This is a genomic window from Proteus sp. G2609 (genome assembly GCF_963896135.1).
GTDB lineage: Bacteria > Pseudomonadota > Gammaproteobacteria > Enterobacterales > Enterobacteriaceae > Proteus > Proteus mirabilis.
Genome location: NZ_CAWQNB010000037.1, coordinates 20,742 through 46,097 on the forward strand (window position 1 = coordinate 20,742; position 25,356 = coordinate 46,097).

The following is a 25,356-nucleotide window of genomic DNA, read 5'->3' on the forward strand; positions in this document are numbered from 1 at the left end:
TTAGACAACAGGACAACAGCCATAAGATAAAAAAAGCAGAGCATATTAATAATGCTCTGCTTTGACGTTATTTAAGGATTATCACTATTAATTAGCCGCTTTACGCGCTTCTTCTACCCAGCCATCAAAGGTTTTTTGATGTGCTTTGATCCACGCGTTAGCATGACGTTCAATATCTGCTTGTGATTTTTGACCATTATGCATACGTAAGTTTTGGGCGTTGATATCAGCCACTGAAACTTTCATTATTTCAAATAATTTAGCAGCAGCAGGGTTGGCTTCGGCCCATTTTTTATTTGCCGCGATATGCATTGTACTCGGTGGGAAACCGTAGTTTTTACCATTGGGTAAGGTTGTATCGGTTTTGTCATCTCCCGGTAATGAAGAGAAGGGAACTTGTAGCCAAACGACATCTTTACCCGGCTTTAATACATCACTTATCCAGTACGGTGTCCAAGTATAATAGAAGATAGGTTTACCTTCTTTATAACGAGTAATGGTATCTGCCATCATTGCCGCATAGTTACCCTGATTATGGGTGACTGATTTCTCTAAATCATAGGCTTTTAAGTGATTATTAATGGCTTCTTCACAACCCCAGCCAGGGTTACAACCGGTTAAATCTGCTTTTCCATCACCATTGGCATCAAATAATTTGGCAATTTTCGGATCTTTAAATTGCTCTATATTAGTGATGTTATATTTTTCAGCCGTTTTTTTATCAATTAAATAACCTTGGGCTGCGTTAACCACATAATCACCTTTACGATAAAATGTGTTATCGCCACCTGCGGCTTCATATTGTGAGTTATGCAAAGGTACCCAACTAACCGCCATAAAAGTGGCATCACCATTAGCAATAGAAGAATAAGCTACGTTGTAGTCAACTTCTTTAATGGGTTGCACTGTGTAGCCGAGTTTTTCGAGTGCTTTATTGACAATGAGTGTCTGAAAAGTTTCTTCAGAAATAGTACTTTGTACCGGTTGAACCGAAACCCCTTTACCGGGTAAATCAGCAGCGGATAACTGAGTGCTTATCAGTGTGGCGGACAATACTGTTGCCCAGAGAACTGGATTACGCATAGTTTTTCCTTCTGTTGTGATGGGTAAGAGATAATAGTCGCTGTGTCGTGCTACTGTTATCTCTTATATTAATTGAATAAATATGTTTGATTGTTAGTTAATCTTATTGCCAGTATGAGTTATGCGGCTTTTTTACCAAACAGGCGGCAGATCAAACCAATCGGGCCTGTCATATACCAGCGTCTATTACCTTTCAGGCGACTATTTTGGCCTAAAGATTGAGTTAAGCGGTCAAGAATAATCGCGAGGATCACAATACCAGCACCACCTACAGCCGCTAATCCCATATCTAGGCGACCAATACCACGTAATACCATTTGACCTAAACCACCAACGGCTATCATTGATGCGATAACAACCATTGACAGTGCTAACATTAAGGTTTGGTTTACCCCAGCCATAATCGTTGGCATTGCCAGCGGTAATTGTACTTTAAACAACATTTGTCGAGGGTTTGCTCCAAATGATTGAGCCGCCTCAATGAGATCTTCCGGTACTTGTTTGATACCTAAAATAGTTAATCGCACTATCGGTGGTAAGGCGAAAATAATTGTGACAACCACACCGGGTACGTTACCAATCCCGAATAACATCACGATAGGTACTAAGTAAACGAAAGCGGGGGTTGTTTGCATGGCATCTAAAAGTGGTCTGACAATTTTTGATGCTCTGTCACTATGTGCAAGCCATATCCCTAAGGGGAGACCAATAATCAGGCAGAATAGTAATGAGGTCAGCACTAATGCAAGGGTTATCATCGCTTCAGACCATGCACCAATAGCACCGATTAAGATCAGTGAAATAAAAGCGCTTATTCCCATCACCTTACCTGAAAGTTGCCATGCAATCAGTGAAAATAAAATAATCGCAACAGGTGCAGGCATTGAGGTAAGAAAGTTTTCAAAGCCACCTAATACTAAATCGACTGGAACGCGTATCCCTTGGAAAATAGGACGAAAATGCAGCACAATCCAGTCAATACCATCCGTTACCCAAGAATCTAGTGGGATCAGCGTATGATTAAATGGATCCATAATATTAAAGTGATCAGGTGTACTTTCTGTTGGCATGGCATCTAGCCAATCAGTACCAGAAGAGAGATCACTGCCGTCAGTGCCACTCCCTGTACCCCAAGGATCAGCATCAGCTCCACCGGTATCACCGCCAGCGCTACTACTCCAAGGGTCGGTATCAGTAGTGTTGCTATCCGTGGTTGCCCAAGGATCATTGTCTGTATCTGTGTTGTTATGCGTTTCTTGCGCTGAATTTTGTGTTGTATTGGCGTTTTCTGTTGCCGCTTCTTGAGTGTCCGTTTCCCAAGGATTGGCTTGGTTATTTGTCTTACTCATTTGGTGTCTCCTTATCCAGTGCTTGTAACAACATTCCTTTAGAAATTAAACCGATATAACGGTTTTTTTCATCAATAACAGGGATCGCACAGGGAGATTGCGCAACAGTAGAAATCAGTTCATTTAATGGTGTATCACCATTAATCGCACAAGGTTCAGTTAAAATAGCGGACTCAATAGGTTGCTTCGCTTTTAATGCTTCTTCAAGAGAAGTGACAGAAACAATACCTGCAAATTTCCGTCCTCGCTCAATTAAATAACCAAAGTTTCTATCTTCATCTTCCAGTACTTTTAATGCTGAACGGGGGCCAAAACCTGGCGCAATATGCAGCAGTGTTTCTGGGCGACGTTTAGCAATATCTTTAGCGCTAAATACATGACTGATATCAACGCCACGGAAGAAGGTACGTACATAATCATTGGCTGGGTTATTAAGAATTTCATCAGGGGTACCGATTTGTACCACCACACCACCTTGCATAATCGCGATACGATCGCCAATACGCATGGCTTCATCCAGATCATGAGAAATAAATACAATGGTGCGTTGTTTATCACCCTGTAAGCTTAATAACTCATCTTGCATTTCTGTTCGGATTAATGGGTCAAGTGCGGAGAATGCCTCATCCATTAATAAGATATCAGGATCATTGGCCAGTGCACGAGCAAGCCCAATACGTTGTCGCATCCCACCGGATAACTCATCCGGCCAAGATTGAGCATGAGAGCTTAAGTTAACTTGCTCTAATGCTGCCATGGCTTTTTCATAGCGCTCTTCTTTGCTAATGCCTGCAAGCTCCATACCAAATGCTGTATTATCGAGTACATTCATATGAGGCATTAAAGCGAATGATTGAAACACCATACTGATTTTTTTACGTCGAATTTGTCGTAAATCTTTATCAGACATGGTGGTGATGTTTTCACCATCAATAAGGACTTCGCCTTTAGTGGGATCTATCAGACGATTGAGAAGGCGCACTAATGTAGATTTACCAGAGCCTGATAATCCCATGATGACAAATATTTCGCCTTCTTCAATGGCCAGATTGGCATTTTGCACACCAACGGTTAACCCTGTTTTATCAAAGATTTGGTCTTTGTTCATACCAGATCCTAATAATTCAAAGGCACGTTTAGGGTGCTCACCAAATATTTTATATAGGTTTTTTACTTCGAGTTTAATTGCCATGCAATATCTATTTTCCTATTTAAATATGAAAGGAATAATTTAAATGTTAATAAATTAGTTTGTTGTTTTTCCTAAATTGAGATTTTTAGTAGGGGAATTACCCTATCATAATGAACAAGCCTGACAACCCTATGTTAATTATAATTAAACAAATAATTTTGTGATTTTTTTAGATTTTTTTTGATGATTAATAATTAAATAAAGTAAAATTATAGAAAAGAAAGAAGTCAAGGAAATCATACTAACTGTATGAAATAACATTATTTTTATTCAGATGTTAATTTTAATTATCATCACAATAGAAATAACAACAAAATAAAAAAATGTAAAAAGATACTAATAAAATAAAAATAGAAAAAAATGCATTAACATTAAAAAATCTTATGTTTTTTGAGGGGTGATCTTAAGTTATCGATAACTAGTCATAAAAATCATTCGTAAAAAATTGATAATTCTGGTTAATGGGACGGTAAAAATTACACAATCAGGTTGTTTTTCAAGCAAATAAAAAGGCACTAAAAAATAAGTTTTATTTTTCAGTGCATTATATTAATTGATTAATTCATAATTAATATGAATGTATTCTGTTTTTTTACTGTAGAGGGTTAGCTAGAAATCCCAGTCATCATCTTCGGTATTGATCGTTTTACCAATAACATAAGAAGAGCCTGAGCCAGAAAAGAAATCATGATTTTCATTTGCATCTGGCGATAGTGATGAAAGTATTGCTGGACTAACATTAGTTATTTCATCTGGAAATAGTGCTTCATAACCTAAATTCATCAGCGCTTTATTCGCATTATAATGAAGGAATTTTTTTACATCTTCTGTCCAACCGACAGAGTCGTAGAGATCTTCTGTATATTTAACTTCATTATCATATAAATCTAATAATAATGAGAAAGCAAAGTCTTTAATATCTTGTTTCTCTAATGATGATTTATTTAATAACTGATTTTGGAATTTATAGCCAATATAATAACCATGCACAGCTTCGTCACGAATAATTAAACGAATTAAGTCGGCTGTATTGGTTAATTTCCCTCGACTTGACCAATACATTGGTAAATAAAATCCAGAATAGAATAAAAAAGACTCTAAAAATACACTGGCAATTTTTTTCTTTAATGGATCACTATCTTGATAATAACGCAGAATAATATCTGATTTCTTTTGCAAATAGATATTTTCTTCACTCCAACGATAAGCATCATCAACATCTGTTGTTAAGCAGAGTGTCGAAAATATCGAGCTATAAGAGCGAGCATGTACCGCTTCCATAAAACAGATATTCGATAATACCGCCTCTTCATGAGGAGTCTGAGCATCAGGCATTAAGGTTGGTGCCCCGACCGTATTTTGTATCGTATCGAGCAGTGTAAGCCCTGTAAATACACGGATAGTCAACTGTTTTTCAGCTTGGGTTAAGGTATTCCATGAAGGTATATCATTAGAAAGTGGAATTTTTTCGGGTAACCAAAAATTCATGGTTAAACGGTTCCAAACTTCTAAATCTTTTTCGTCTTCAATACGATTCCAATTTATCGCATTAACACGACTTAAATAAGATGCAGACATAGTAACACTTTCCTTATCATTATTATTAAAGGGCGCATGAAACACAGCCTTTTATTTCTGTGCCGGCTAATGCTGTTTGTCTAATACGAATGTAATACAAGGTCTTTATACCTTTACGCCATGCATAAATTTGTGCTTTATTAACATCCCTTGTGGTTGCTTCATCAGAAAAGAATAATGTTAGCGACAATCCTTGGTCGATATGTTGTGATGCTTGGGCATAGGTATCGATAATTTTTTCTGCGCCAATTTCATAAGCATCTTGATAAAAATGACGGTTTTCATTAGTCATAAAAGGGGCGGGGTAATAAACCCGACCGATTTTACCTTCTTTTCTTATTTCAATCGGTGCCACAATGGGGTGAATACTCGATGTAGAGTGATTGATATAAGAGATTGATCCTGTTGGCGGTATTGCTTGTAAGTTTTGATTATAAATACCGTGAGTCATAATCGAGAGCTTAAGTTTTTGCCAATCTTCTTGGGTTGGAATATGAATATTGGATTGGCTAAATAGCTGGTGGACTTTTTGGGTTTTAGGTAACCACTGTTTTGATAAATATTTATCAAAATACTCCCCAGTGGCATATTTTGACTGTTCAAACCCTTTAAAGCGCTGTTTAGTCTCTATCGCTAATTGGTTAGAGGCTAAAAGGGCATAGTATGTTACGGTATAGAAATAGATATTGGTAAAATCAAGTCCTTCTTCTGAACCATAATAAATCCCTTCACGGGCTAAATAACCATGTAAGTTCATTTGCCCTAAGCCAATGGCATGAGATGCTTGGTTGCCTTTTTCAATAGAAGGTACTGATTCTATTTTAGTCATTTGTGCCACACTCGTCAGTGCTCTGATGGCAACATTTACGGTATGCGCAAAATCTGGTGAGTCCATCGCCATAGCGATATTCATTGATCCGAGATTACAGCTAATATCATGACCAATTTGTCGATAACTTAAATCAGGATTGTATTCACTGGCACTATTTACTTGTAAGATTTCTGAGCATAAATTGCTCATATTAATTCGGCCCGCAATCGGATTTGCGCGATTGACGGTATCTTCAAACATAATATAGGGATAACCTGATTCAAATTGAATTTCAGCTAAAGTTTGAAAAAATGCCCGTGCTTTAATTTTTTTCTTACGTATCTCTGCATTGTTGACCATTTCAGTATATTTTTCGCTAATACTGATTTCTGACATAGGAACGCCATATACTCGTTCTACATCATAAGGTGAAAATAGATACATATCTTCGTTGCGTTTAGCTAATTCAAAGGTGATGTCGGGAATAACGACACCTAATGAAAGCGTCTTAATACGTATTTTCTCATCGGCATTTTCTCGTTTTGTATCTAGAAAATGATAGATATCAGGATGATGAGCATGGAGATAAACCGCTCCAGCACCTTGTCTTGCGCCTAATTGATTGGCATATGAGAAGGCATCTTCAAGCATTTTCATTACCGGTACTACGCCAGACGATTGGTTTTCAATGCGTTTTATGGGAGCTCCTGCTTCTCGTAAATTAGTCAGTAAGAAAGCAACACCTCCGCCACGTTTCGACAATTGCAACGCAGAATTGACTGCTCGGCCAATGGACTCCATGTTGTCTTCGATACGTAATAAAAAACAAGAGACCAATTCGCCACGCTGTTTTTTTCCACAATTTAAGAAAGTAGGGGTTGCAGGCTGAAAACGGCCACTAATTATCTCATCGACAAGGTGAGTGGCGAGTTTGGTATTCCCCTGTGCTAGGGTTAAGGCAACCATACAAACACGATCTTCATAGCGTTCGAGATAACGCTCACCATCAAAGGTTTTTAAGGTGTAACTGGTGTAGTATTTAAATGCACCTAGGAACGATTGAAAGCGAAATTTTTTGCTATAGGCATGCTTAAAAAGCTGTTTGATAAACGGGAAATCATACTGCTCTAATACTTGTGCTTCGTAGTAGTGTTGTTGCACCAGAAAATCGAGCTTTTCTTTTAGATCATGAAAAAACACCGTATTTTGATTAACGTGTTGACGAAAAAAATGGTGGGTGGCTAATTTGTCTTTATCAAACTGGATATTGCCTTGCTCATCATAGAGATTGAGCATGGCATTTAAGGCGTGATAATCGAGTTGTTCTATAGAGTGGGTCATATTTTTTATCTCATTCACTTTTCAGTCATTATTTGCTAGCTGACCAAAATGTGCTTAATCCGTTTTTTACACGTTTAACATCTTCAGGCGTACCAAGTAACTCAAAACGATAGAGAAAAGGGACTTGGCATTTTTGTGCAATAATGTCACCGGCCAAGCCGTAAGCAGAGCCAAAATTGGTATTTCCTGAAGCAATAACACCGCGTATTAATTGGCGATTTTCAGGGATATTTAAAAACTGGATCACCGCTTTAGGCACTGCGCCTTTAACGCCACCGCCACCATAAGTTGGGCATAGCAACACAAAAGGTTGTGTGGCTTGTAGTGGTTCACCCTCTTTTATCCTTGTCGCTTGTAGATTAAGTTTTTGTACGAAGCGGTGACAATTTTCTGAGCGACTAGAGAAATAAATTAAAGGGGCAGTTGATTGCATAAGTTGCTCCTTTAACGCGCTATTTGACGAATTTTATCTGGGCAGAAGCCAGACCAATGTTCGTCACCATTAACAACAACTGGTACTTGGCGATATCCCATAGAAACTATTTTTGCTAATGCTTGAGTGTCTTGGGTGAGATCAACCGCAGTGAAAGGAATTTTTTGTTGTTGTAATGCGCGCTCGGTTGCACTGCATTGAACACAATTTGGTTTGGTATAGAGGATCACAGACATAGAATAACCCTTATAAAAATGTGAATGTGTCTGCTCACAGTCACAATGAAAAGTGCTTAAATACTATATATAGGTTTATTCTTTTTCAACCACACTAGATATGGTGTTTTTTATTTTTGATAATGATTATTATTAAAATTAAGCAGTTAGCAGATTTATTTTATTTTCTTATCGCTCATTTGAGCAATTTTTATTAGGTATAGTAGAAAATTAGATGATTGATTTACTTACAAAGCATGTTTTAATCTTGATGATACAGACAAATCAATAGAGAACACATTATGTACCAAGATTATCTCAATACGCCGAAAGGTTTTCCAAAGCCTTATATATCCATTACTGCAGATGATGATGGCATCACCAGCCTTAACTTTGTTAGTGAAAAAGAGGCGTTAGTTAATTCAAATGCCATAATTGACCTGTGTATAAAACAGTTAAAAGAGTATTTTTCGGGTAAACGCACCCTATTTTCAGTGCCACTAGCGCCTAAAGGAACCGAATTTCAAATACGCGTTTGGCAGACTTTACAGTCTATTCCTTATGGTGAAATTTGGAGTTATAAAAAGTTGGCACTTACATTAGGTTCCGTCAACTATTGCAGAGCGGTAGGAATGGCAAATTCACGTAACCCAATCTCGTTAATTATTCCTTGCCATCGCGTCATTGGTCATAATGGTAAGTTAGTAGGCTATACTGGGGGACTTGATATCAAACGTTGGCTATTACACTATGAAAAAGTGGATATTGACGAATAGTTCATATTGTAAGTATTAAGCACTATTTCTTAAGTGATTAATGGCTTAAGTTATGGGATTTGTCTGAATAATAATCGTTTAACAGAAAAAAAATACGCGTTTCGTGATCTAGACTGTGGACAGCGAATCATCATTTTTGTTTTACTATAGCCAACGCAAAACGCTTGCGTTTATTTTCTATTTTAAAGGTAAACTTGATGTCTAAATTAAAAGGTAACGTTAAGTGGTTTAACGAAACTAAAGGTTTTGGTTTTATCACTCCAGAAGATGGCAGTAAAGATGTGTTCGTCCACTTTTCCGCTATTGTTTCAGAAGGTTTTAAAACACTTGCTGAAGGTCAAAAGGTAGAGTTTGAAGTTACTGACGGCGCGAAAGGGCCATCTGCTGCAAACGTTGTCGCTATCTAATTAACGACTTCTCCAAAAGTAAAAAACGTTTTTGAAATGACCCCCAATAGTTGGACAACCAATTATTGGGGGTCTTTTTATGTCAAATACAGGGGGGATTTAAACATCATCATTGCCAATCAATGGTCAGTGGGTGAAGCATTTCAGACACTTTCTGAAAAGTATTTATTAAAATAAATTAAAACTATTTTACTAAAAGCTGACTATCTTGTTCTGCCTTCTTTTTAGCCTGCTGAAAACGAAGAAGTAACTCATTTTTCTGGACTTTAATAGCGTTATAGTCAACATTGTCGTTTTTCTTTTTAGATATTTGTTTGTATAACAAAATAAGCCTCCTCAACGTAAACGTTTTAACACTCCTTTTCCTATTATTGGAAAAAATAAATTTAATATCTATATATTTAAAGATATCAAAACCAATAAGCTCATCATGTAAAATGTAATGTGAATGGTGAGACATTTAATTTCTCATTATTATAAAAATAATTGAATTAATTTAATAACAATTAAATCATCAAGATACCAACAAAAAATTTCATTTATTAGATATAAAACCCTCATCAAAAACAATAATAAAAAACCTAAAAATAACAAAAATTGAAAATAGATAATAATAAATTAAACTGTTTTCTTAAAAATACTATTTGAAATACTCTAATAGTTGGACAACCCATTATTGGGGGTCTTTTTATGTCAAATACAGAGGGGATTTAAACATCATCATTGCTACTTAGGGTGACTATGCTTGCCACACTGCATAACTCTCGCTCGTTTTGATGATGAAAAAAGACTTGAGAAATTTAAAGAGGAGCTTGCGTATCTAGCTGCGAGATAAATACCGTGGTTGAAAGTTTTTTAAATTATTAAAATCAAAAACACATCATTGGTATCATTTCAAAATATCAATGAATGTATTGATAAAATTGGCTAATTTATTGAGTAATACCACCGGGAACAAAATCAAATTAAAAGGCCTGACATTGGTTGAATATTAAGTTCAGGCCTTATAAATCGCTTAACTAAAAGAGTACAACTTTATGATTAACGGTTTTTATCTTGTTAAAGAGACTACATTTCACGGAGTAGCCAGAATGCGAATGCCGTCATCAGAAACGAGCCCGCTAAGTTTGCCCCCATGGTACCTAATGCCCAGCCTATTCGTCCTTCATTAAATAAGGCGACCACCTCAACGGAAAAAGTAGAAAAGGTGGTTAAGCCACCACAAAAACCTGTGGTAAGCATGATTTTCCAAATAGGGTCAATATTGGGAGCTTTACTAAACCAAGCAATGCCAAAGGCGATAATAAAGGCACCAATACAGTTAGCGACCAAGGTCCCCGTTGCAAAATGGGGAAAAAGAGAATTGAGGCGGTAGCTAATTAGCCAGCGTAGTACGCTACCTAAACCACCGCCGATAAATACAGCTATCGCAATGTTAAGCATAAGAGAGATTAATCGTTATTTAACCTCAATCCCTTGAGCTTGAAGATCAGCATGATAAGACGAACGAACAAATGGTCCACAAGCGGCGTGGGTAAAGCCCATTGCTAATGCTTGCTCTTTCATATATTCAAACTCGTCAGGACTGACGTAGCGTTGAACAGGAAGATGGTGACGACTGGGTTGTAAATATTGCCCTAATGTCAGCATCGTTACACCATGTTTACGCAGATCGCGCATCACGTCAATAATTTCTTCATTTGTTTCACCTAAACCGACCATTAACCCCGATTTAGTTGGAATATTTGGGTGGGCTTGTTTAAAGCGTTCTAGTAACGTTAGAGACCATTGATAGTTCGCACCAGGACGCACTTGACGATAAACACGAGGTACGTTTTCTAAATTGTGGTTAAAGACGTCTGGTGGTGTGTCAGTGAGGATCTCTAATGCTTTATCCATACGACCACGGAAATCAGGGACTAAAGTTTCGATGCGAATATTAGGATTTTTTTCACGGATAGCGGTAATACAATCGGCAAAATGTTGTGCACCACCATCGCGTAGGTCATCGCGATCTACTGAGGTGATAACAACATAACGTAATCCCATATCTTTTATCGTTTGGGCTAATTTAATTGGCTCTTGGGGATCGGGTGCGTTAGGACGACCATGGGCAACGTCGCAAAATGGGCAACGACGCGTACAGATTGCCCCTAAGATCATAAAGGTTGCGGTGCCGTGGTTAAAACATTCTGCAAGATTAGGGCATGAAGCCTCTTCACAAACAGAATGCAGGCCATTTTTACGCATGGCCGCTTTAATACCTTGAATTTTACTTGAATCTGCGGGCAACTTTATTTTCATCCACTCAGGTTTGCGTAGCAGTTCTTCACGTTCTGTAACGATTGTTTTAACAGGAATAAGTGCCATTTTATCGGCGTCACGATATTTTACGCCGCGTTCCATCTGAATAGGTTTACTCATAATTGTGCCAGTTCCAGTTATCTAGGGTGATTAACACGATGTGACTGAGGTAATCAGGGTTTTAAAAAAAAATGATAAATGTTAAAAAAATTATAGCATTTTTATTGCTGTGGTTGGAATCCCAGTTGTGTACAAAAATGGTTGATTAATAATGATGCCACTTGTTCCGATGTTGCATTCGGCGCCAAATCAACCAGTTGTGTCATTTTTAGATCAGGATAACCACAAGGATTTATTCGCGTAAAAGGAGATAAGTCCATATCAACATTAAGTGCTAGACCATGAAAAGAGCAACCTTTGCGTATACGTAATCCCAAAGAGCAAATTTTATCACCATTAACATACACGCCCGGTGCATCTGCACGAGCATATGCGTCTACATTAAATTCTGCGAGTGTGTTGATCACAGTATTCTCTAAAACAGTGACTAATTGGCGAACGCCAATATGGTTACGTTTTAGATCAAGCAAAACATACATCACTTGTTGGCCAGGGCCGTGGTAGGTTACTTGTCCACCGCGGTCAGATTGGATCACCGGTATAGAGCCTGTGTTTAAAAGGTGTTCTGCTTTACCCGCTTGACCTTGGGTAAAAACCTGTTCATGTTGAACCAGCCAAATTTCATCAGGTGTATGACTTTCCCGTTTTTCCGTAAACTGATGCATAGAATCAGAAACCGGTAAATAGGGTTTCATACCCAATTGGCGAATAATGATTGTTTTATCTTGCACCGTGAAAATCTTCATTTGTAGCGTAATTGTGAAAGGCAGTATAACGCTCCAACAAATGAACTACCAGAATGAGATGAGATTATTGCTTCAGTTTGTGTTTGATAAAGGAATATTGATAAAAAAACGACGTAGTGAGAAGAGGAGGAAGGGGAGATAGATGTGATTAACCAAGAAGAGCTTAATTGGCGATTAACCCCAATTAGGCTTTTATTTAAGTGAGACTTGCTAAATCTAGGTGACAAATCAATAACGAAATAATAAGAATTAATATAAGAAGTAAGGTGAAAGAGAAAGATAAAGAGAAGATACCGCGTAATATTGTTTCTTAAGTACGTCTAATGCCCCCTAATAGGGTAAGGGGGCAAATAGAAAACAATTATAACACCATGCGAACAAGCTCTAATTCACCTAACTCTTTATAGAGGGTTTCTACTTGTTCAATATGCGTTGCGTTGATAGTCACAGAGACTGAGTGATAGTTACCTTTGCTACTTGGTTTTACTGAAGGTGTATAATCACCGGGTGCATGACGCTGGATCACTTCAACGACTTGGTCAACTAATTCGGGTTTAGCATGTCCCATGACTTTGTAAGTAAATGAGCAAGGGAACTCTAATAGTTCGTTTAATTTTGTTTTCATCATAATGTAATCCTTAAGACAACAGGCGATGTTGTTTTAATAATCTCTTTTACACCTCATCAGCACAAATAAAAAGCGCATTCCTCCTATAATGAGGAATGCGATACTGATAGTTAGGGTAAATATAGAATGGGTAAATGTGTTTATTCCAATATCGATATAATCTTTATATATGGACACATTTATCCTTTTCAAGCCTTAACCAAACCAACGTGAAAATAATAATTTGATGTAATCAATCAAGCGGCTGAAAATGCCACCTTCTTTCACTTCATTCATAACAACAAGTGGACGTTGTTCAATGACTTGCCCATCAAGTTGGAAATTAATGGTGCCAACCACTTGGTTTTTACTGACTGGGGCATGTAATTCAACATTATCTAATACATAACTGGCCTTTAGATCTTTGAGTCGGCCACGGGGGATCGTGAGATAAACATCTTTATCAACCCCTAATTGCACTTTATCAGTATCACCATACCAGATAGGTTCAGCAGCAAATTCTTTACCCACTTGCAGTGGTTTTACCGTTTCAAAGAAGCGAAAACCCCAAGTAAGTAGTTTTTTACTTTCAGCATCACGGCCTTTAGATGAGTGTCCACCCATCACGGCAGAAATCAAGCGCATATTTCCTTCTGTTGCAGAGGCAACAAGATTATAACCTGCAGCTTCAGTATGACCCGTTTTAATACCATCAACATTGAGGCTAGTATCCCAAAGTAAACCATTACGGTTAGTTTGACGGATATTATTGTAGGTAAACTCTTTTTCTTTATAAATGGCATATTCTTCTGGAACATCACGAATTAATGCGGCGCCAATCAATGCCATATCTCGTGCACTACTGTATTGCCCAGGTGCATCTAAACCATGTACAGTTTGAAATTGTGTGTTTTGTAAACCTAGACGCTTAACATAGTCATTCATCATAGTGACAAAGGTATCTTGGCTTCCCGCAACATAAGAGGCCATTGCTACACAGGCATCATTACCTGATTGTAGATTGATACCGCGTGTTAATTGTGAAACGGTGACTTTATCACCGGGTTTTAAAAACATTAATGATGAACCGCGAAATACAGGGTTGCCCGTTGCCCATGCTTCTTCACCAATAGGAACAATATCGTTGTTCGATATTTTTCCTGCACGAATGGCTTGACCTATAACATAACTGGTCATCATTTTGGTTAAACTGGCTGGATCACGACGGACATCTGCGTTTTTTTCCGCGAGGACTTTCCCAGAATTATAGTCGATAAGAATATAGGATTCGGCTTCGATATTAGGAACAGCGGGTATCATTGTTTTTAATGTGTCATCAGCAATAGCATGATGGCTAATAGCTAATAAAATAAAGGTTGCACTAAATAGACGTGTTCTTAGTAATTTCACTGGGCGTGTCTGTTTCATTCTGTTTGTCTGTTCCGGAAATTCAGGGAAAATAAATAAAAGTTGATAAGAAAAATATCAGCAAACTCAGGTGATTCTATGCCTGAATTTGCTTTTAGAAAAAGAGTTTTTACGAATTATTACCCTTTATTGGCTAACAATAAACCCATCGATATTTTTACTTTGTTTCAAAGCACTTTTTATTGTTTCGGCTTGCGTTTTTGATGAGTAGGGGCCTAATTGCACTTTATGTAGTCCATCAGTTGTATTAATGACACCTTGGGTATTTAAAGCATTGGTTAATTCAGATAACCATGTTTGTGCATTAGTTTGATTACTTAAAGCACCTACTTGTACATAGTAGCCTTGCGCTATTGCGCTAGATGAAGATACTGGCTGTGGAGCTGGAGCTGGAGCTGGAGCTGGAGCTGGAGCTGGTTGAGTCACAGTTATGGGAGACGGCGCTGTTACAGAGGGTTGGGGAGCCATTGTCGATGGCTGAGTATTAAAGTTAGGACGCTCAGGTAATGTAGTGGCTCTTTTCTCTATTTGTGCACCTTGGGTACCAATACCACTTATTTGGCCATTTTGATCAACGACAATACCTTCAATTTGAATAGGGGTTGTTGGCATTAACTGCAAACTGTTATAAACAGCAGGTGTAACCTGTATTTGTTTGCCTTCAACGTAAGGGCCACGATCGTTAATTCGCACAATCATTGTGCGTCCATTGATTAAGTTTGTTATTTTCGCATAACTTGGAATAGGCAATGTTGGGTGTGCCGCAGCAAACTCATAAGGGTTGACTCGTTCACCTATGGTTGTTAAGCGACTCATTGCTAAGCTGTCGTAAACAATCGCTTGTCCCCGTTCACTAAAGTTCGCCGGATCTTTGACTATGCGATAAATTACCCCATTTTTACGATAATCTTGATTCGCAGTCGGGTGATAAGGCTCATAACGAGGCTCTATACCTAATACGGGTTGTGTAGGTACATTTGGCAACCTTGTGGTTGGCTGATTATTATTCACAGGTTTATCAGCAACACATCCTGCAAGTAGCAATGCACTGACACCCATCAAAACCCATTGCAAACGCATAGAAACCTCATTATAAACTTTTTGATAATAGTTTTCGGTGTGTATGAATTGACATAACAATGCCAAATCCTGCCATTAGTACAATTAATGCCGATCCCCCATAGCTTACCAGTGGTAATGGCACGCCGACTACTGGGAGGATCCCACTCACCATACCAATATTGACGAAAACATAAACAAAGAAGATCAGCATTAATCCACCAATCATGACTCTGCCAAATGTATTTTGTGCTTTTGTCGCGAGATAAAGACCTCGAGCAATTAAGAGTATATAGAGCGTTAGTAGGATTAAAACACCAATCAGTCCTAATTCTTCTGCGAGTACGGCAAAAATAAAGTCGGTATGGCGCTCTGGTAAAAATTCAAGTTGAGACTGAGTCCCTTGTAACCAACCTTTGCCATGTAATCCACCAGAACCGATAGCAATTTTAGATTGGATAATATGATATCCGGCTCCTAAGGGGTCAATTTCAGGATCAAGTAACATCATGACCCGTGTTCGTTGGTAGTCATGCATCAAGAAAAACCAGAGTATCGGAATAAATCCAGCAATTAATAGTGTTGCGACAGTAATCAAACGCCAACTCATACCGGCAAGGAAGATAACAAAAATTCCTGAAGCAGCAATTAAAATAGAGGTACCCAAATCAGGTTGTGCAGCCACTAAAAGGGTGGGGACGAAGATCAGCACTAAGGCTATTGCTGTGTTACGTAATGTTGGCGGACAAACATCACGGTTCATAAAGCGAGCGACCATTAGAGGAACGGCAATTTTGGCAATTTCAGAAGGCTGAAAACGTATGATACCTAAATCAAGCCAGCGTTGTGCACCTTTACTAATTTGCCCAAAGACATCAACAAAAATAAGTAATACAACACAAAATACGTAAAGGTGAGGAGCCCAGTTTTCATACACCCGTGGAGGGATCTGCGCCATGATAATCATAACGATAAAACCCGTAGCAATTTGTCCCAGCTTGCGTTCCATCATATCGGGATCTTGCCCACTTGCTGTCCACATAATAAATGCGCTGTAGCATAATAAGGCAATAATACAGAGCATAAAGAATGGATCGATATGTAAACGCGTCCAGAGTGATTTTTTCTTGTTATTTTCTGTCATTGGGTTATTCCTCTGAGCCACGCGGTGAAGGCGGGGAAATAGGCAACTCGGTGTTGTTGTCTCCAAGTATAATGTGATCAAGTATTTGGCGAGTAATATCCCCAACAGATGGGCCAGCACCACCATTTTCTAAAATTATAGAGACGGCAACGGTAGGGTTTTCATAAGGCGCAAAAGCAATCATTAATTTATGATCACGAAGATGTTCTGCTAATTGGCTAGCATTATAGGTTTCATAACTAAATACCTGTGCTGTACCTGATTTTGCAGCAATCTTATAAGGAGCATCAGCAAAGCTACGTCGCCCTGTACCATTGGGTAGATTGGCCACACCATACATACCGTACTTCGCTAACTCCCAATAACCGGAGTTGATATCGCCAATTTGGCGTGTCTCTTTATCCACGTAAGGTAGCATTTCATTACCTAACTTGGTGCCATAAAGTAAGTGAGGGGTTTTAACCTGACCATCGTTAATTAAGGTCATTAACGCTTTTGACATTTGGATTGGGGTCGCCGTCCAGTAACCTTGACCTATACCAACAGGGATGGTATCCCCTTGATACCAAGGTTTTTTATATCGTTGTTGTTTCCATTCTCGGGTTGGCATAATGCCATTACGCTCTTCAGACAGGTCAATCCCCGTGTATTCACCATAGCCAAAGCGAGACATCCATGTGGAAATACGATCAATACCCATATCATAGGCAACTTGATAGAAGAAAGTATCTGCTGACTCAATAATGGATTTAGTAACATTGAGTTTTCCATGACCCCAACGTTTCCAGTCACGATAGCGTTTTTCAGAGCCGGGCAGTTGCCACCAGCCCGGATCATGGATAGTTGTGTTAGGAGTAATAACCCCTTCACTTAGGGCTGCAACAGACATAAAGGGTTTAACCGTTGATGCAGGAGGATAGAGCCCTTGGGTTGCCCGGTTTATTAATGGTCTATCGGGATTATTAAGTAGGCCTTGATAGTCTGTATTAGATATTCCCCCAACAAATAGGTTAGGGTCATAACTTGGATTAGAAACCAGTGCTAATATCTCGCCGTTACGAGGATTTGTGACGACTACAGCCGCTCGGCTAGTGGTTAATAGCGTTTCAATATAGGTTTGTAATTCAAGATCGATAGTTAGGTAGATATCTTTACCGGCTTGTGGTGGTTGCTCATGCAATTGGCGGATCACACGGCCACGGCTATTAACTTCGACCTCTTCATAACCGGTTTTACCATGCAAAACAGATTCATAATAGCGTTCAATACCTAATTTACCGATATCTCGGGTTGCTGCGTAATTAGGATAGAGCCCTTCTTTTTCAAGACGTTCTACATCTTTATCGTTAATTTTTGCAACATAACCAATAACATGAGTAAGAGCTGAACCATAAGGGTAATAGCGACGTTGATAGCCTTTGATTTCTAACCCGGGATAGCGATATTGATTAATGGCAAAACGTGCCACTTGCACTTGGTCAAGTGACGTTTTAAGCGGAATAGAACTAAAACGACGAGAGCGTTTTCGCTCTTTTTCAAATGCAGCAATATCGTCGTCAGTTAAATCAACGACCTCTCGTAAACTCTCCAATGTTTCTTGGATATTAGCCACTTTCTCCGGTACGATTTCTAATTGATAGATAGTACGATTTAGGGCAAGTGGAACCCCATTACGATCGTAAATAATGCCTCGGCTCGGTGGGATGGGAACTAATTTGATCCGGTTATCATTCGAGCGAGTTTGATAATCATCGTGGCGAGCGACTTGTAAGTGATACAAGTTAAAAACTAAGATGCCCGTTAAAACTAAGATCCCTGAAAATGCGACAATAACACGGCGGATAAAGAGTTTTGACTCCGCTGTATAATCTCGAAACGGGGTGCGTTTTCTTTTCTTCATCCCATTAGTTGATTTCACTTACTTACCCGCCAATTTATTATTCCCGATGATAAGGATGGTTTGTGGTAATACTCCATGCACGGTAAAGGCTTTCTGCTACCACTACACGTACTAGCGGATGTGGCATAGTTAATGGAGATAAAGACCAACTTTGTTCTGCAGCTGCTTTACAAGCGGGGGCTAAACCTTCAGGGCCACCAATTAATAAGCTGACATTTCTTCCATCTAACTTCCAGCGATCGAGTTGCTCGGCAAGTTTTGGGGTATCCCAACGGGCGCCAGGAATATCAAGGGTGACGATACGATTTCCTTTACCTACCGCTGCTAACATCTGTTCGCCTTCTTTTTCGAGAATACGCTTAATATCAGCATTTTTCCCTCGTTTACCCGCGGGGATCTCGATGAGTTCTAAGGGCATATCTTTGGGAAAGCGGTTAAGATAATCCATAAAGCCGGTCTGGATCCAGTCCGGCATTTTTGTACCAACGGCGATGAGCTGTAATTTCAAACTCAGCTCCAGAGTTTTTCGAGTTCGTACATACGGCGACTGTCTTCTTGCATTACGTGTACCATGGCTTCACCAAGGTCAACAACAATCCAATCAGAAACGCCTTGTCCTTCGATGCCTAAAGGTTGTAATCCTGCTTCACGACAGTCATCAACCAGATTATCGGCGACAGACATTAAGTGTCTGTTTGAAGTTCCCGTACAGATGATCATGTAATCAGTGACACTTGATTTTCCACGAACATCTAATGCGATAATGTCTTGAGCTTTAGAATCCTCAAGTTTATCAATAATAAATTGCTGTAATTCTGAGCCTTGCAAAAGGGTCACCTTTTTCTATTTAGTTAACTCAATCGAGAAAATAACAAAGCGCTATTTTAAAGGAATTTATACCAATAAATCTATTTTACTCGATGATTTATTCCAGTTGTCGATAGCAAAAACATCTATCAAGTATGGTTGCTATTCGACGCTTGATTTAGAAAAATTCATATATGCCTATTTATTGCGCCATAATAAATAATAAAAGCCGGCAGATAAGAACTTTCCAATTAGACGACAGTTTTACTCCACAGTTCCCTTAATGGGAGCCGAGGGTGAGAATAACAGTAAAACAATGTCTGTCAATGCTCGTGAAATACCTGATAACGGTATCATCACGTCAATGATTGTATCATTATACGGTGTAATGTTGAGATAGTGACTAAGAGAAACAGACGAATGAAAGAAAATTATTATTATTTGGAGCAAATTTCAGAAATAGCGAGTAACAAAAACGCATTGTTACAGGCAGATTGGCAACAATTTTGTCAATTGTTATGCCATGAAGGCATTGAAATTAAACAAAATAATGATCAAAAACGACAAAATAAGGCAGTGATTTGTCGGGTTAAAATGAAAGGGGAATATTCATCAACCTTATTCACGCAGATTTTGGGGGAAGGAGAGTTACAATTAACCCTTGAACAATTTTCTCAACCTAGTGGATTGGAACATTTTCTGACACAGTTTTTTGCCTTAATTGATTATCAACAGCAGGTAAATGCTAAGTTGAGCAAAAAAGCACTGATCCAATTTCATAGTCGATATAAATATTTGTTAATGGCTTATTCTCAAGTCGCTTATCGAGAATTGGGGCGTTATATGGCCAATATCCCTAATTCGCTACCGCTGTTACAATTTGCCGAGCAGTATCAAAAGGCCTTAATGAAAGCACTATCAATACCAGCAACTCGAGAAGGGCATACCAATGCATTAATGCATATGGCGGGGTATTTTAAGCGAGCACTTAGTGCAGAGCAAAAACAGTTGTTAACACAAGAGATTTTATCTTATCGGCAAGGAAAAACGAGTCTTTCGGCTCCTTTGTCACGGTTGAAAAACTACTTGGCGTTTTATCCTGATAATTATCTACTTTCTCAACGCTATTTTTCACCTTATCCAGCGGTATTTGATGACTTAAGAGCGCAATTTTAATCTCTAAGATCTGTTATCGATACAACTGATGCTGTTTGATATAGTTTTCAACAGACTCAGGCAGAAGATCATGACAATCTAATCCTGCTTTATGTCTAGCCCTAATATCGGTCGCTGAAATATTGTATAAAGGAGTATCAGCAAGAAAAATTTTCCCGGCGGGTAAACAGTGAATATCTGCTTGCTGTTTGGTTTGATGTTGTTCAAGCCAGGTTTGCATTTGTGGTGATGTAAATGTGGTTTGGTAACCCGGGCGAGCGCAAACCAATAAGTGACACACATCTAACAACTCTTCCCATTTATGCCAAGTATCAATTGAAAGTAATGAATCTTGTCCAATAATAAAGGCTAATGGCTGTTTCTCACCAATTTCTTGTCTAAACGCTTTTAATGTCTCAATGGTATAAGAGGGAGTCGGTTTCTCTAACTCTCGAGTGTCGACTTTGAAAGCACCAAAAGGTTGTAATGCGAGCCGCACCATGGCTAATCGCTGTTGTGAAGAGGCTTCTGGTTGGGGGCGATGAGGGGGAATATTATTAGGCAACCAAATCACTTCTTTTAGCCCTATCAAGCCAGAAAGGGCTTCTACAGGACGTAAATGCCCATAATGGATCGGATCAAAAGTACCACCATATAGAGCAATGGCTTGATGAATTAAAGGGGGGTTATTATTGGTGCTAGCCATGGCGAATAAATCCTTCCGGTAATGCTTTTCCACATAATAATAAGCCAAGGGCATGAAGTTCAGGCCAAACGTTTTGTCCGTGATCCTGTTTAAGGGTTATTTCAATCTGGGTAAGTAATCGCATGGCAGTGAGTAATTGATGCTCTGACAAACGTTGTAACGCGGCGGTAAATATCGGACGTCGGTTTTGCCATATCCGATGTTGATCGAAAACGGATTTTAAGGAGGCCGTTTTAGCGCTACGATGTAAGGTAATTAATTGCATTAATTCGCGTTGCAATGTTCTAAGCAGAATAACGGGTTCAGTATCCTCTCTTTTTAGTTGCTGCAAGATATGCCATGCCCGTTGGGTTTTGCCTGCTAATAATGCATCAATCCAATGATAAGCAGTAAAATGAGAGGCATCATTGACAGCCGCTTCAACTCTTGGCAGGGTTAATTTACCATCAGGATAGAGCAAACAGAGGCGTTCAATTGCTTGAGCTAAAGCGAGTAAATTTCCTTCATAGCAGTAACACAGTAATTGATTACCTTGTTCATCAAGCTCAAGGCCTTTTTGCTTGGCGCGTCTCGCTACCCAATTTGGTAATTTATCTAACTCAGGGGTTAAGCAAGTCACATAAATACCTTGCTGGCTGAGTGTTTTAAACCATTCGCTATTTTCCTGTGCCTTGGTTAATTTATGTCCACGTAAAATTAACAAGAGATCTTCATGCAATTCGTGAGATAAGCGTAAGAGCTTTTCTGACATTGCCGCATTAGGACCATTCTCAGGAAGATGGAGTAAGATAGATTGCTTTTGTGAAAAAAGACTCAGTGACTGGCAGAGTGAATATATTTCATTCCAATCAGTGCTGTTATCAAGGGTAAATTGATAATGTTCCGTAAAGCCTTGTGATTTTGCCACCGTTTGAATGGCATCTTGAGATTCTTGGAGTAATAGCGGTTCATTACCCCAAAGTAGGTAACTTTGGCGCAACCCCTCTTGGAGTTGCGCATTAAGTTGTTCTGGATAAAGGCGGATCATTTGGCTGGTGAGATTATCTGTTTCGCTTTAGCTGCCTCTGACGCTTTTTGGCGTTCAGCATTGTGAACCACCAATAATTTACGTACTAAGATAGCGGTAGCCTGTTCACGCATTTCCTGTTTGATAATATCATTTTCGGCATCTTTAGCTAATGCTTCTAATGGGTTATCAAAGAATGGACGTGAAACCTGTGATGAAATAGGGTAGATGGTTCCATCAGGCATAATCACTTGTGCATCTAGGACAAAAGTGAGCTGACGTTCAGCCGATTTACCGTCTTGATACACAGAGACAGTCTCTTTATTTTCTGAAGATCCAACAATTTTGAGAACAGGAATATCTGCTTTTGGCGTTTCAACCAGTTGAACTCCACTTAATCTCAATTGTTGACGCATTACACGAGATAGTGGCCCGTATGGGTCACCAGAGCTTAGGTAAAGCGTTTTTAATTCAGCTGGAACTTGGGTTTTACCTTGTAGGTGAAAACCGCAGCCAGCGGTGACCAACACCGCTAACGCAAAAAACAGCGAAAATAGATATCGCACTAAGCCTCCTTATCAGCCAACAACGATGTTCAGTAATTTGCCCGGTACATAAATCACTTTACGTACGGTGACATTTTCTAAATATTTAGCAACACTGTACTCTTTTGTTGCCATTTCCTGAACATAATCTTTTTCTGAATTAGCAGGAACAGTGATACGACCACGTACTTTACCATTAACTTGAACAATAATAAGTTTCGTGTCATCGACCATCGCTTCTTCATCAGCAACAGGCCATGGTGCAACATCAATATCCTCTTTACCACCTAACGCTTGCCACATGACAAAACAAGCATGTGGAATGATAGGAGAAAGCATACGTACCACTGCTTCTAATGCTTCTTGCATTAAAGCACGATCTTGCTCAGTCTCTTGTGGTGCACGTGTTAATTTATTCATTAACTCCATAATCGCAGCAATAGCCGTATTGAATGCTAAGCGGCGACCTACATCATCAGAAACTTTGGCGATAGTTTTGTGTAAATCGCGACGTAAGTCTTTCTGCTCTGTGGTTAATGTTGCCAAATCAAGTGATTGAGTCGTTCCTTTTTCGGTATGCTCATGAACTAAACGCCATAAACGACGTAAGAAACGGTTCGCACCTTCAACACTTGATTCTTGCCACTCAAGTGTTAATTCTGGTGGTGCAGCAAACATCATAAATAGACGTACGGTATCAGCACCATAACGCTCAACCATGGTTTGTGGGTCGATGCCGTTATTTTTTGATTTAGACATTTTGCTCATACCAGCGTAAGTCAGTTCATGGCCTGCACTGTCAGTTGCTTTGATGATGCGATTTTTTTCATCGCGTTCAACAATCGCTTCTGCAGGAGAGACCCAATGGCGAGCGCCATCTTCACCGGTATAATAAAATGCATCTGCTAATACCATGCCTTGGCACAGTAAGCGTTTAGCAGGTTCATCAGAATTAACTAAACCAGCATCACGCATCAATTTATGGAAGAAACGGAAATACATCAGGTGCATGATAGCGTGTTCAATACCACCAATGTACCAGTCAACCGGTAACCAATAGTTAGCAGCTTTTGGATCTAACATTCCCTTGTCGTAATCAGGGCAGGTATAACGTGCGTAATACCAAGAAGATTCCATAAAGGTATCAAAAGTATCTGTTTCACGTAGCGCTGGTTGACCATTAATCGTTGTTTTAGCCCACTCAGGATCCGCTTTAATTGGACTAGTAATGCCGTCCATTTTCACATCTTCTGGTAAAATAACCGGTAATTGGTCATCAGGAACTGGAACAACGGTACCATCTTCTAAGGTTGCCATTGGAATTGGCGCACCCCAATAACGTTGACGAGAAACACCCCAGTCACGTAAACGGTAATTCACTTTACGTTCACCCACACCCATTGCAGTAAGTTTATCTGCAATAGCATTAAAACCAGCTTGGTTATCAAGTCCTGAGAATTCACCAGAGTTAATCAGGCTATTTTTCTCAGTCAGAGCGCCTGTTGATAAGTCAGGTTGGTTACCTTCTGCATCAGCAATAACCGCTTTAATCGGCAAACCATATTTAGTGGCAAATTCCCAGTCGCGTTCATCGTGACCAGGAACGGCCATAACCGCACCTGTACCGTATTCCATTAAGACAAAGTTAGCTACCCAAATAGCGACTTTCTCTTGGGTTAATGGATGAATAGCATACAGACCTGTAGCAATACCTTTTTTCTCCATGGTTGCCATTTCAGCTTCTGCCATCTTCATGTTACGGCATTCATCAATGAAGTGCTGAATTTCAGGATTATTTTGAGCGGCTTTTTGAGCTAATGGATGACCGGCGGCCACAGCAACATAAGTGACCCCCATAAAGGTATCTGGACGTGTGGTATATACGGTCATGGTATCGTCGCTATCTGCGACATCAAAGGTAATTTCTACACCTTCAGACCGGCCAATCCAGTTACGTTGCATGGTTTTAACTTGTTCTGGCCATTCATCTAACGTATCTAAGTCGTTTAACAGCTCTTCAGCATAATCGGTGATTTTAATAAACCACTGTGGAATTTCTTTGCGCTCGACAGGGGTGTCGCAACGCCAGCAACAACCATCGATGACTTGTTCGTTAGCCAGTACGGTTAAGTCGTGTGGGCACCAGTTTACAGCAGAGGTTTTTTTATACACTAAACCTTTTTCATACAGCTTAGTGAAAAACCACTGTTCCCAACGATAATATTCTGGTGTACAGGTGGTGACTTCACGATCCCAATCATAACCAAAGCCCAGTTTTTTTAACTGGCCTTTCATATAATTGATATTTTCATAAGTCCACGGTGCAGGTGCGGTGTTATTTTTTACGGCAGCACCTTCTGCGGGTAAACCAAACGCATCCCAACCAATAGGTTGTAAGACGTTTTTACCCAACATACGTTGATAACGGGAAATCACGTCACCAATGGTGTAGTTACGGACGTGTCCCATGTGTAGTCGACCAGAAGGATAAGGTAGCATTGACAGGCAGTAATATTTTTCTTTGTTATTATCTTCTGTCACTTTAAATGTATTGTTCTTTTCCCAGTGTTCCTGGATAGTTTGCTCTATATCTTCGGGACGATATTGTTCTTGCATGGCACCGATAATCCTATGGTGAATTAAT

Annotated in this window: 24 protein-coding genes; 3 read left to right on the plus strand and 21 right to left on the minus strand. The window is 39.3% G+C overall.

From position 1 onward, the window contains the following. Positions 1-87: 87 nt before the first annotated feature. The 7 genes from proX to nrdH all read right to left on the minus strand — a co-directional run bounded on the left by proX (position 88) and on the right by nrdH (position 8,023). The gene (proX, locus tag AACV01_RS11380; RefSeq protein WP_004247424.1) at positions 88-1,083 is read right to left on the minus strand and encodes a glycine betaine/L-proline ABC transporter substrate-binding protein ProX; all 996 of its coding nucleotides are present in this window, start codon (positions 1,081-1,083) and stop codon (positions 88-90) included. Positions 1,084-1,202: 119 nt separating this feature from the next. Continuing rightward, the gene (gene proW / locus AACV01_RS11385; protein ID WP_004252252.1) at positions 1,203-2,432 is read right to left on the minus strand and encodes a glycine betaine/L-proline ABC transporter permease ProW; all 1,230 of its coding nucleotides are present in this window, start codon (positions 2,430-2,432) and stop codon (positions 1,203-1,205) included. Continuing rightward, entirely contained in the window at positions 2,425-3,624 is a 1,200-nt protein-coding gene (proV, locus tag AACV01_RS11390) for a glycine betaine/L-proline ABC transporter ATP-binding protein ProV (protein WP_046334484.1), read from the minus strand. The genes proW and proV overlap by 8 nt, the downstream gene beginning before the upstream one ends. A 609-nt stretch (positions 3,625-4,233) precedes the next feature. Beyond that, a complete protein-coding gene (gene nrdF, locus AACV01_RS11395; protein WP_004252250.1) occupies positions 4,234-5,202 on the minus strand; it encodes a class 1b ribonucleoside-diphosphate reductase subunit beta in 969 nt (322 codons plus the stop codon). 25 nt (positions 5,203-5,227) lie between these two features. Next, entirely contained in the window at positions 5,228-7,354 is a 2,127-nt protein-coding gene (gene nrdE / locus AACV01_RS11400; RefSeq protein WP_004252248.1) for a class 1b ribonucleoside-diphosphate reductase subunit alpha, read from the minus strand. A gap of 28 nt (positions 7,355-7,382) precedes the next feature. Then, positions 7,383-7,787, minus strand: a complete 405-nt coding sequence (gene nrdI, locus AACV01_RS11405) for a class Ib ribonucleoside-diphosphate reductase assembly flavoprotein NrdI (protein ID WP_161682937.1) — start codon at positions 7,785-7,787, stop codon at positions 7,383-7,385. An 11-nt stretch (positions 7,788-7,798) separates the two neighbouring features. After that, positions 7,799-8,023 carry a glutaredoxin-like protein NrdH gene (gene nrdH, locus AACV01_RS11410; protein ID WP_004246071.1) on the minus strand — a complete coding sequence of 75 codons (225 nt, stop codon included), beginning with the start codon at positions 8,021-8,023 and terminating at the stop codon, positions 7,799-7,801. A 281-nt stretch (positions 8,024-8,304) separates the two neighbouring features. On the opposite strand from nrdH, the gene AACV01_RS11415 reads away from it, so the two are divergent. Both AACV01_RS11415 and cspE read left to right on the plus strand, forming a co-directional pair. Beyond that, positions 8,305-8,778: a methylated-DNA--[protein]-cysteine S-methyltransferase gene (locus tag AACV01_RS11415; RefSeq protein WP_004246069.1), complete on the plus strand. Its 474-nt coding sequence runs from the start codon at positions 8,305-8,307 to the stop codon at positions 8,776-8,778. Between the two features lie 197 nt (positions 8,779-8,975). Next, the gene (gene cspE / locus AACV01_RS11420; protein ID WP_004246068.1) at positions 8,976-9,185 is read left to right on the plus strand and encodes a transcription antiterminator/RNA stability regulator CspE; all 210 of its coding nucleotides are present in this window, start codon (positions 8,976-8,978) and stop codon (positions 9,183-9,185) included. Between the two features lie 1,068 nt (positions 9,186-10,253). On the opposite strand, the gene crcB is transcribed toward cspE, so the two are convergent. The 10 genes from crcB to rsfS form a co-directional block, all read right to left on the minus strand. Beyond that, positions 10,254-10,628, minus strand: a complete 375-nt coding sequence (gene crcB, locus AACV01_RS11425; RefSeq protein ID WP_004246058.1) for a fluoride efflux transporter CrcB — start codon at positions 10,626-10,628, stop codon at positions 10,254-10,256. A 15-nt stretch (positions 10,629-10,643) separates the two neighbouring features. After that, positions 10,644-11,609, minus strand: coding sequence for a lipoyl synthase (lipA, locus tag AACV01_RS11430; RefSeq protein ID WP_004246057.1), 966 nt, complete (start codon positions 11,607-11,609; stop codon positions 10,644-10,646). A 101-nt stretch (positions 11,610-11,710) separates the two neighbouring features. Continuing rightward, entirely contained in the window at positions 11,711-12,355 is a 645-nt protein-coding gene (lipB, locus tag AACV01_RS11435; protein ID WP_004246056.1) for a lipoyl(octanoyl) transferase LipB, read from the minus strand. 361 nt (positions 12,356-12,716) lie between these two features. After that, a complete protein-coding gene (ybeD, locus tag AACV01_RS11440; RefSeq protein WP_026090527.1) occupies positions 12,717-12,980 on the minus strand; it encodes a DUF493 family protein YbeD in 264 nt (87 codons plus the stop codon). Between the two features lie 198 nt (positions 12,981-13,178). Continuing rightward, positions 13,179-14,390, minus strand: coding sequence for a D-alanyl-D-alanine carboxypeptidase DacA (dacA, locus tag AACV01_RS11445; protein ID WP_004246054.1), 1,212 nt, complete (start codon positions 14,388-14,390; stop codon positions 13,179-13,181). A 126-nt stretch (positions 14,391-14,516) separates the two neighbouring features. Then, entirely contained in the window at positions 14,517-15,470 is a 954-nt protein-coding gene (rlpA, locus tag AACV01_RS11450) for an endolytic peptidoglycan transglycosylase RlpA (RefSeq protein WP_049201191.1), read from the minus strand. Positions 15,471-15,480: 10 nt separating this feature from the next. Continuing rightward, positions 15,481-16,593 (minus strand): peptidoglycan glycosyltransferase MrdB, encoded by a 1,113-nt coding sequence (mrdB, locus tag AACV01_RS11455; protein ID WP_004246052.1) that lies wholly within the window; start codon positions 16,591-16,593, stop codon positions 15,481-15,483. Positions 16,594-16,597: 4 nt separating this feature from the next. Beyond that, a complete protein-coding gene (mrdA, locus tag AACV01_RS11460; RefSeq protein ID WP_161682973.1) occupies positions 16,598-18,493 on the minus strand; it encodes a peptidoglycan DD-transpeptidase MrdA in 1,896 nt (631 codons plus the stop codon). A gap of 37 nt (positions 18,494-18,530) precedes the next feature. Further along, positions 18,531-19,001 carry a 23S rRNA (pseudouridine(1915)-N(3))-methyltransferase RlmH gene (rlmH, locus tag AACV01_RS11465; RefSeq protein WP_004246050.1) on the minus strand — a complete coding sequence of 157 codons (471 nt, stop codon included), beginning with the start codon at positions 18,999-19,001 and terminating at the stop codon, positions 18,531-18,533. Positions 19,002-19,003: 2 nt separating this feature from the next. Then, entirely contained in the window at positions 19,004-19,330 is a 327-nt protein-coding gene (gene rsfS, locus AACV01_RS11470) for a ribosome silencing factor (RefSeq protein WP_004246049.1), read from the minus strand. A 390-nt stretch (positions 19,331-19,720) separates the two neighbouring features. Between rsfS and AACV01_RS11475 the strand changes: the two genes are divergently transcribed. Next, complete coding sequence (locus tag AACV01_RS11475; protein ID WP_161682939.1) at positions 19,721-20,476, plus strand: YbgA family protein; 756 nt, start codon at positions 19,721-19,723, stop codon at positions 20,474-20,476. 13 nt (positions 20,477-20,489) lie between these two features. Here AACV01_RS11475 and nadD read toward each other — a convergent pair whose 3' ends face one another. Genes nadD through leuS form a run of 4 tightly spaced genes read right to left on the minus strand, consistent with a single transcriptional unit; the run spans position 20,490 to position 25,328 of the window. Next, the gene (nadD, locus tag AACV01_RS11480; RefSeq protein WP_060554515.1) at positions 20,490-21,161 is read right to left on the minus strand and encodes a nicotinate-nucleotide adenylyltransferase; all 672 of its coding nucleotides are present in this window, start codon (positions 21,159-21,161) and stop codon (positions 20,490-20,492) included. Further along, positions 21,154-22,188 (minus strand): DNA polymerase III subunit delta, encoded by a 1,035-nt coding sequence (gene holA, locus AACV01_RS11485; protein WP_004246046.1) that lies wholly within the window; start codon positions 22,186-22,188, stop codon positions 21,154-21,156. Before holA ends, nadD begins: the two co-directional genes overlap by 8 nt. Beyond that, entirely contained in the window at positions 22,185-22,733 is a 549-nt protein-coding gene (lptE, locus tag AACV01_RS11490; RefSeq protein ID WP_004246045.1) for an LPS assembly lipoprotein LptE, read from the minus strand. The genes holA and lptE overlap by 4 nt, the downstream gene beginning before the upstream one ends. Before the next feature lie 12 nt (positions 22,734-22,745). Next, positions 22,746-25,328, minus strand: coding sequence for a leucine--tRNA ligase (gene leuS, locus AACV01_RS11495; protein ID WP_004246044.1), 2,583 nt, complete (start codon positions 25,326-25,328; stop codon positions 22,746-22,748). Positions 25,329-25,356 lie beyond the last annotated feature (28 nt).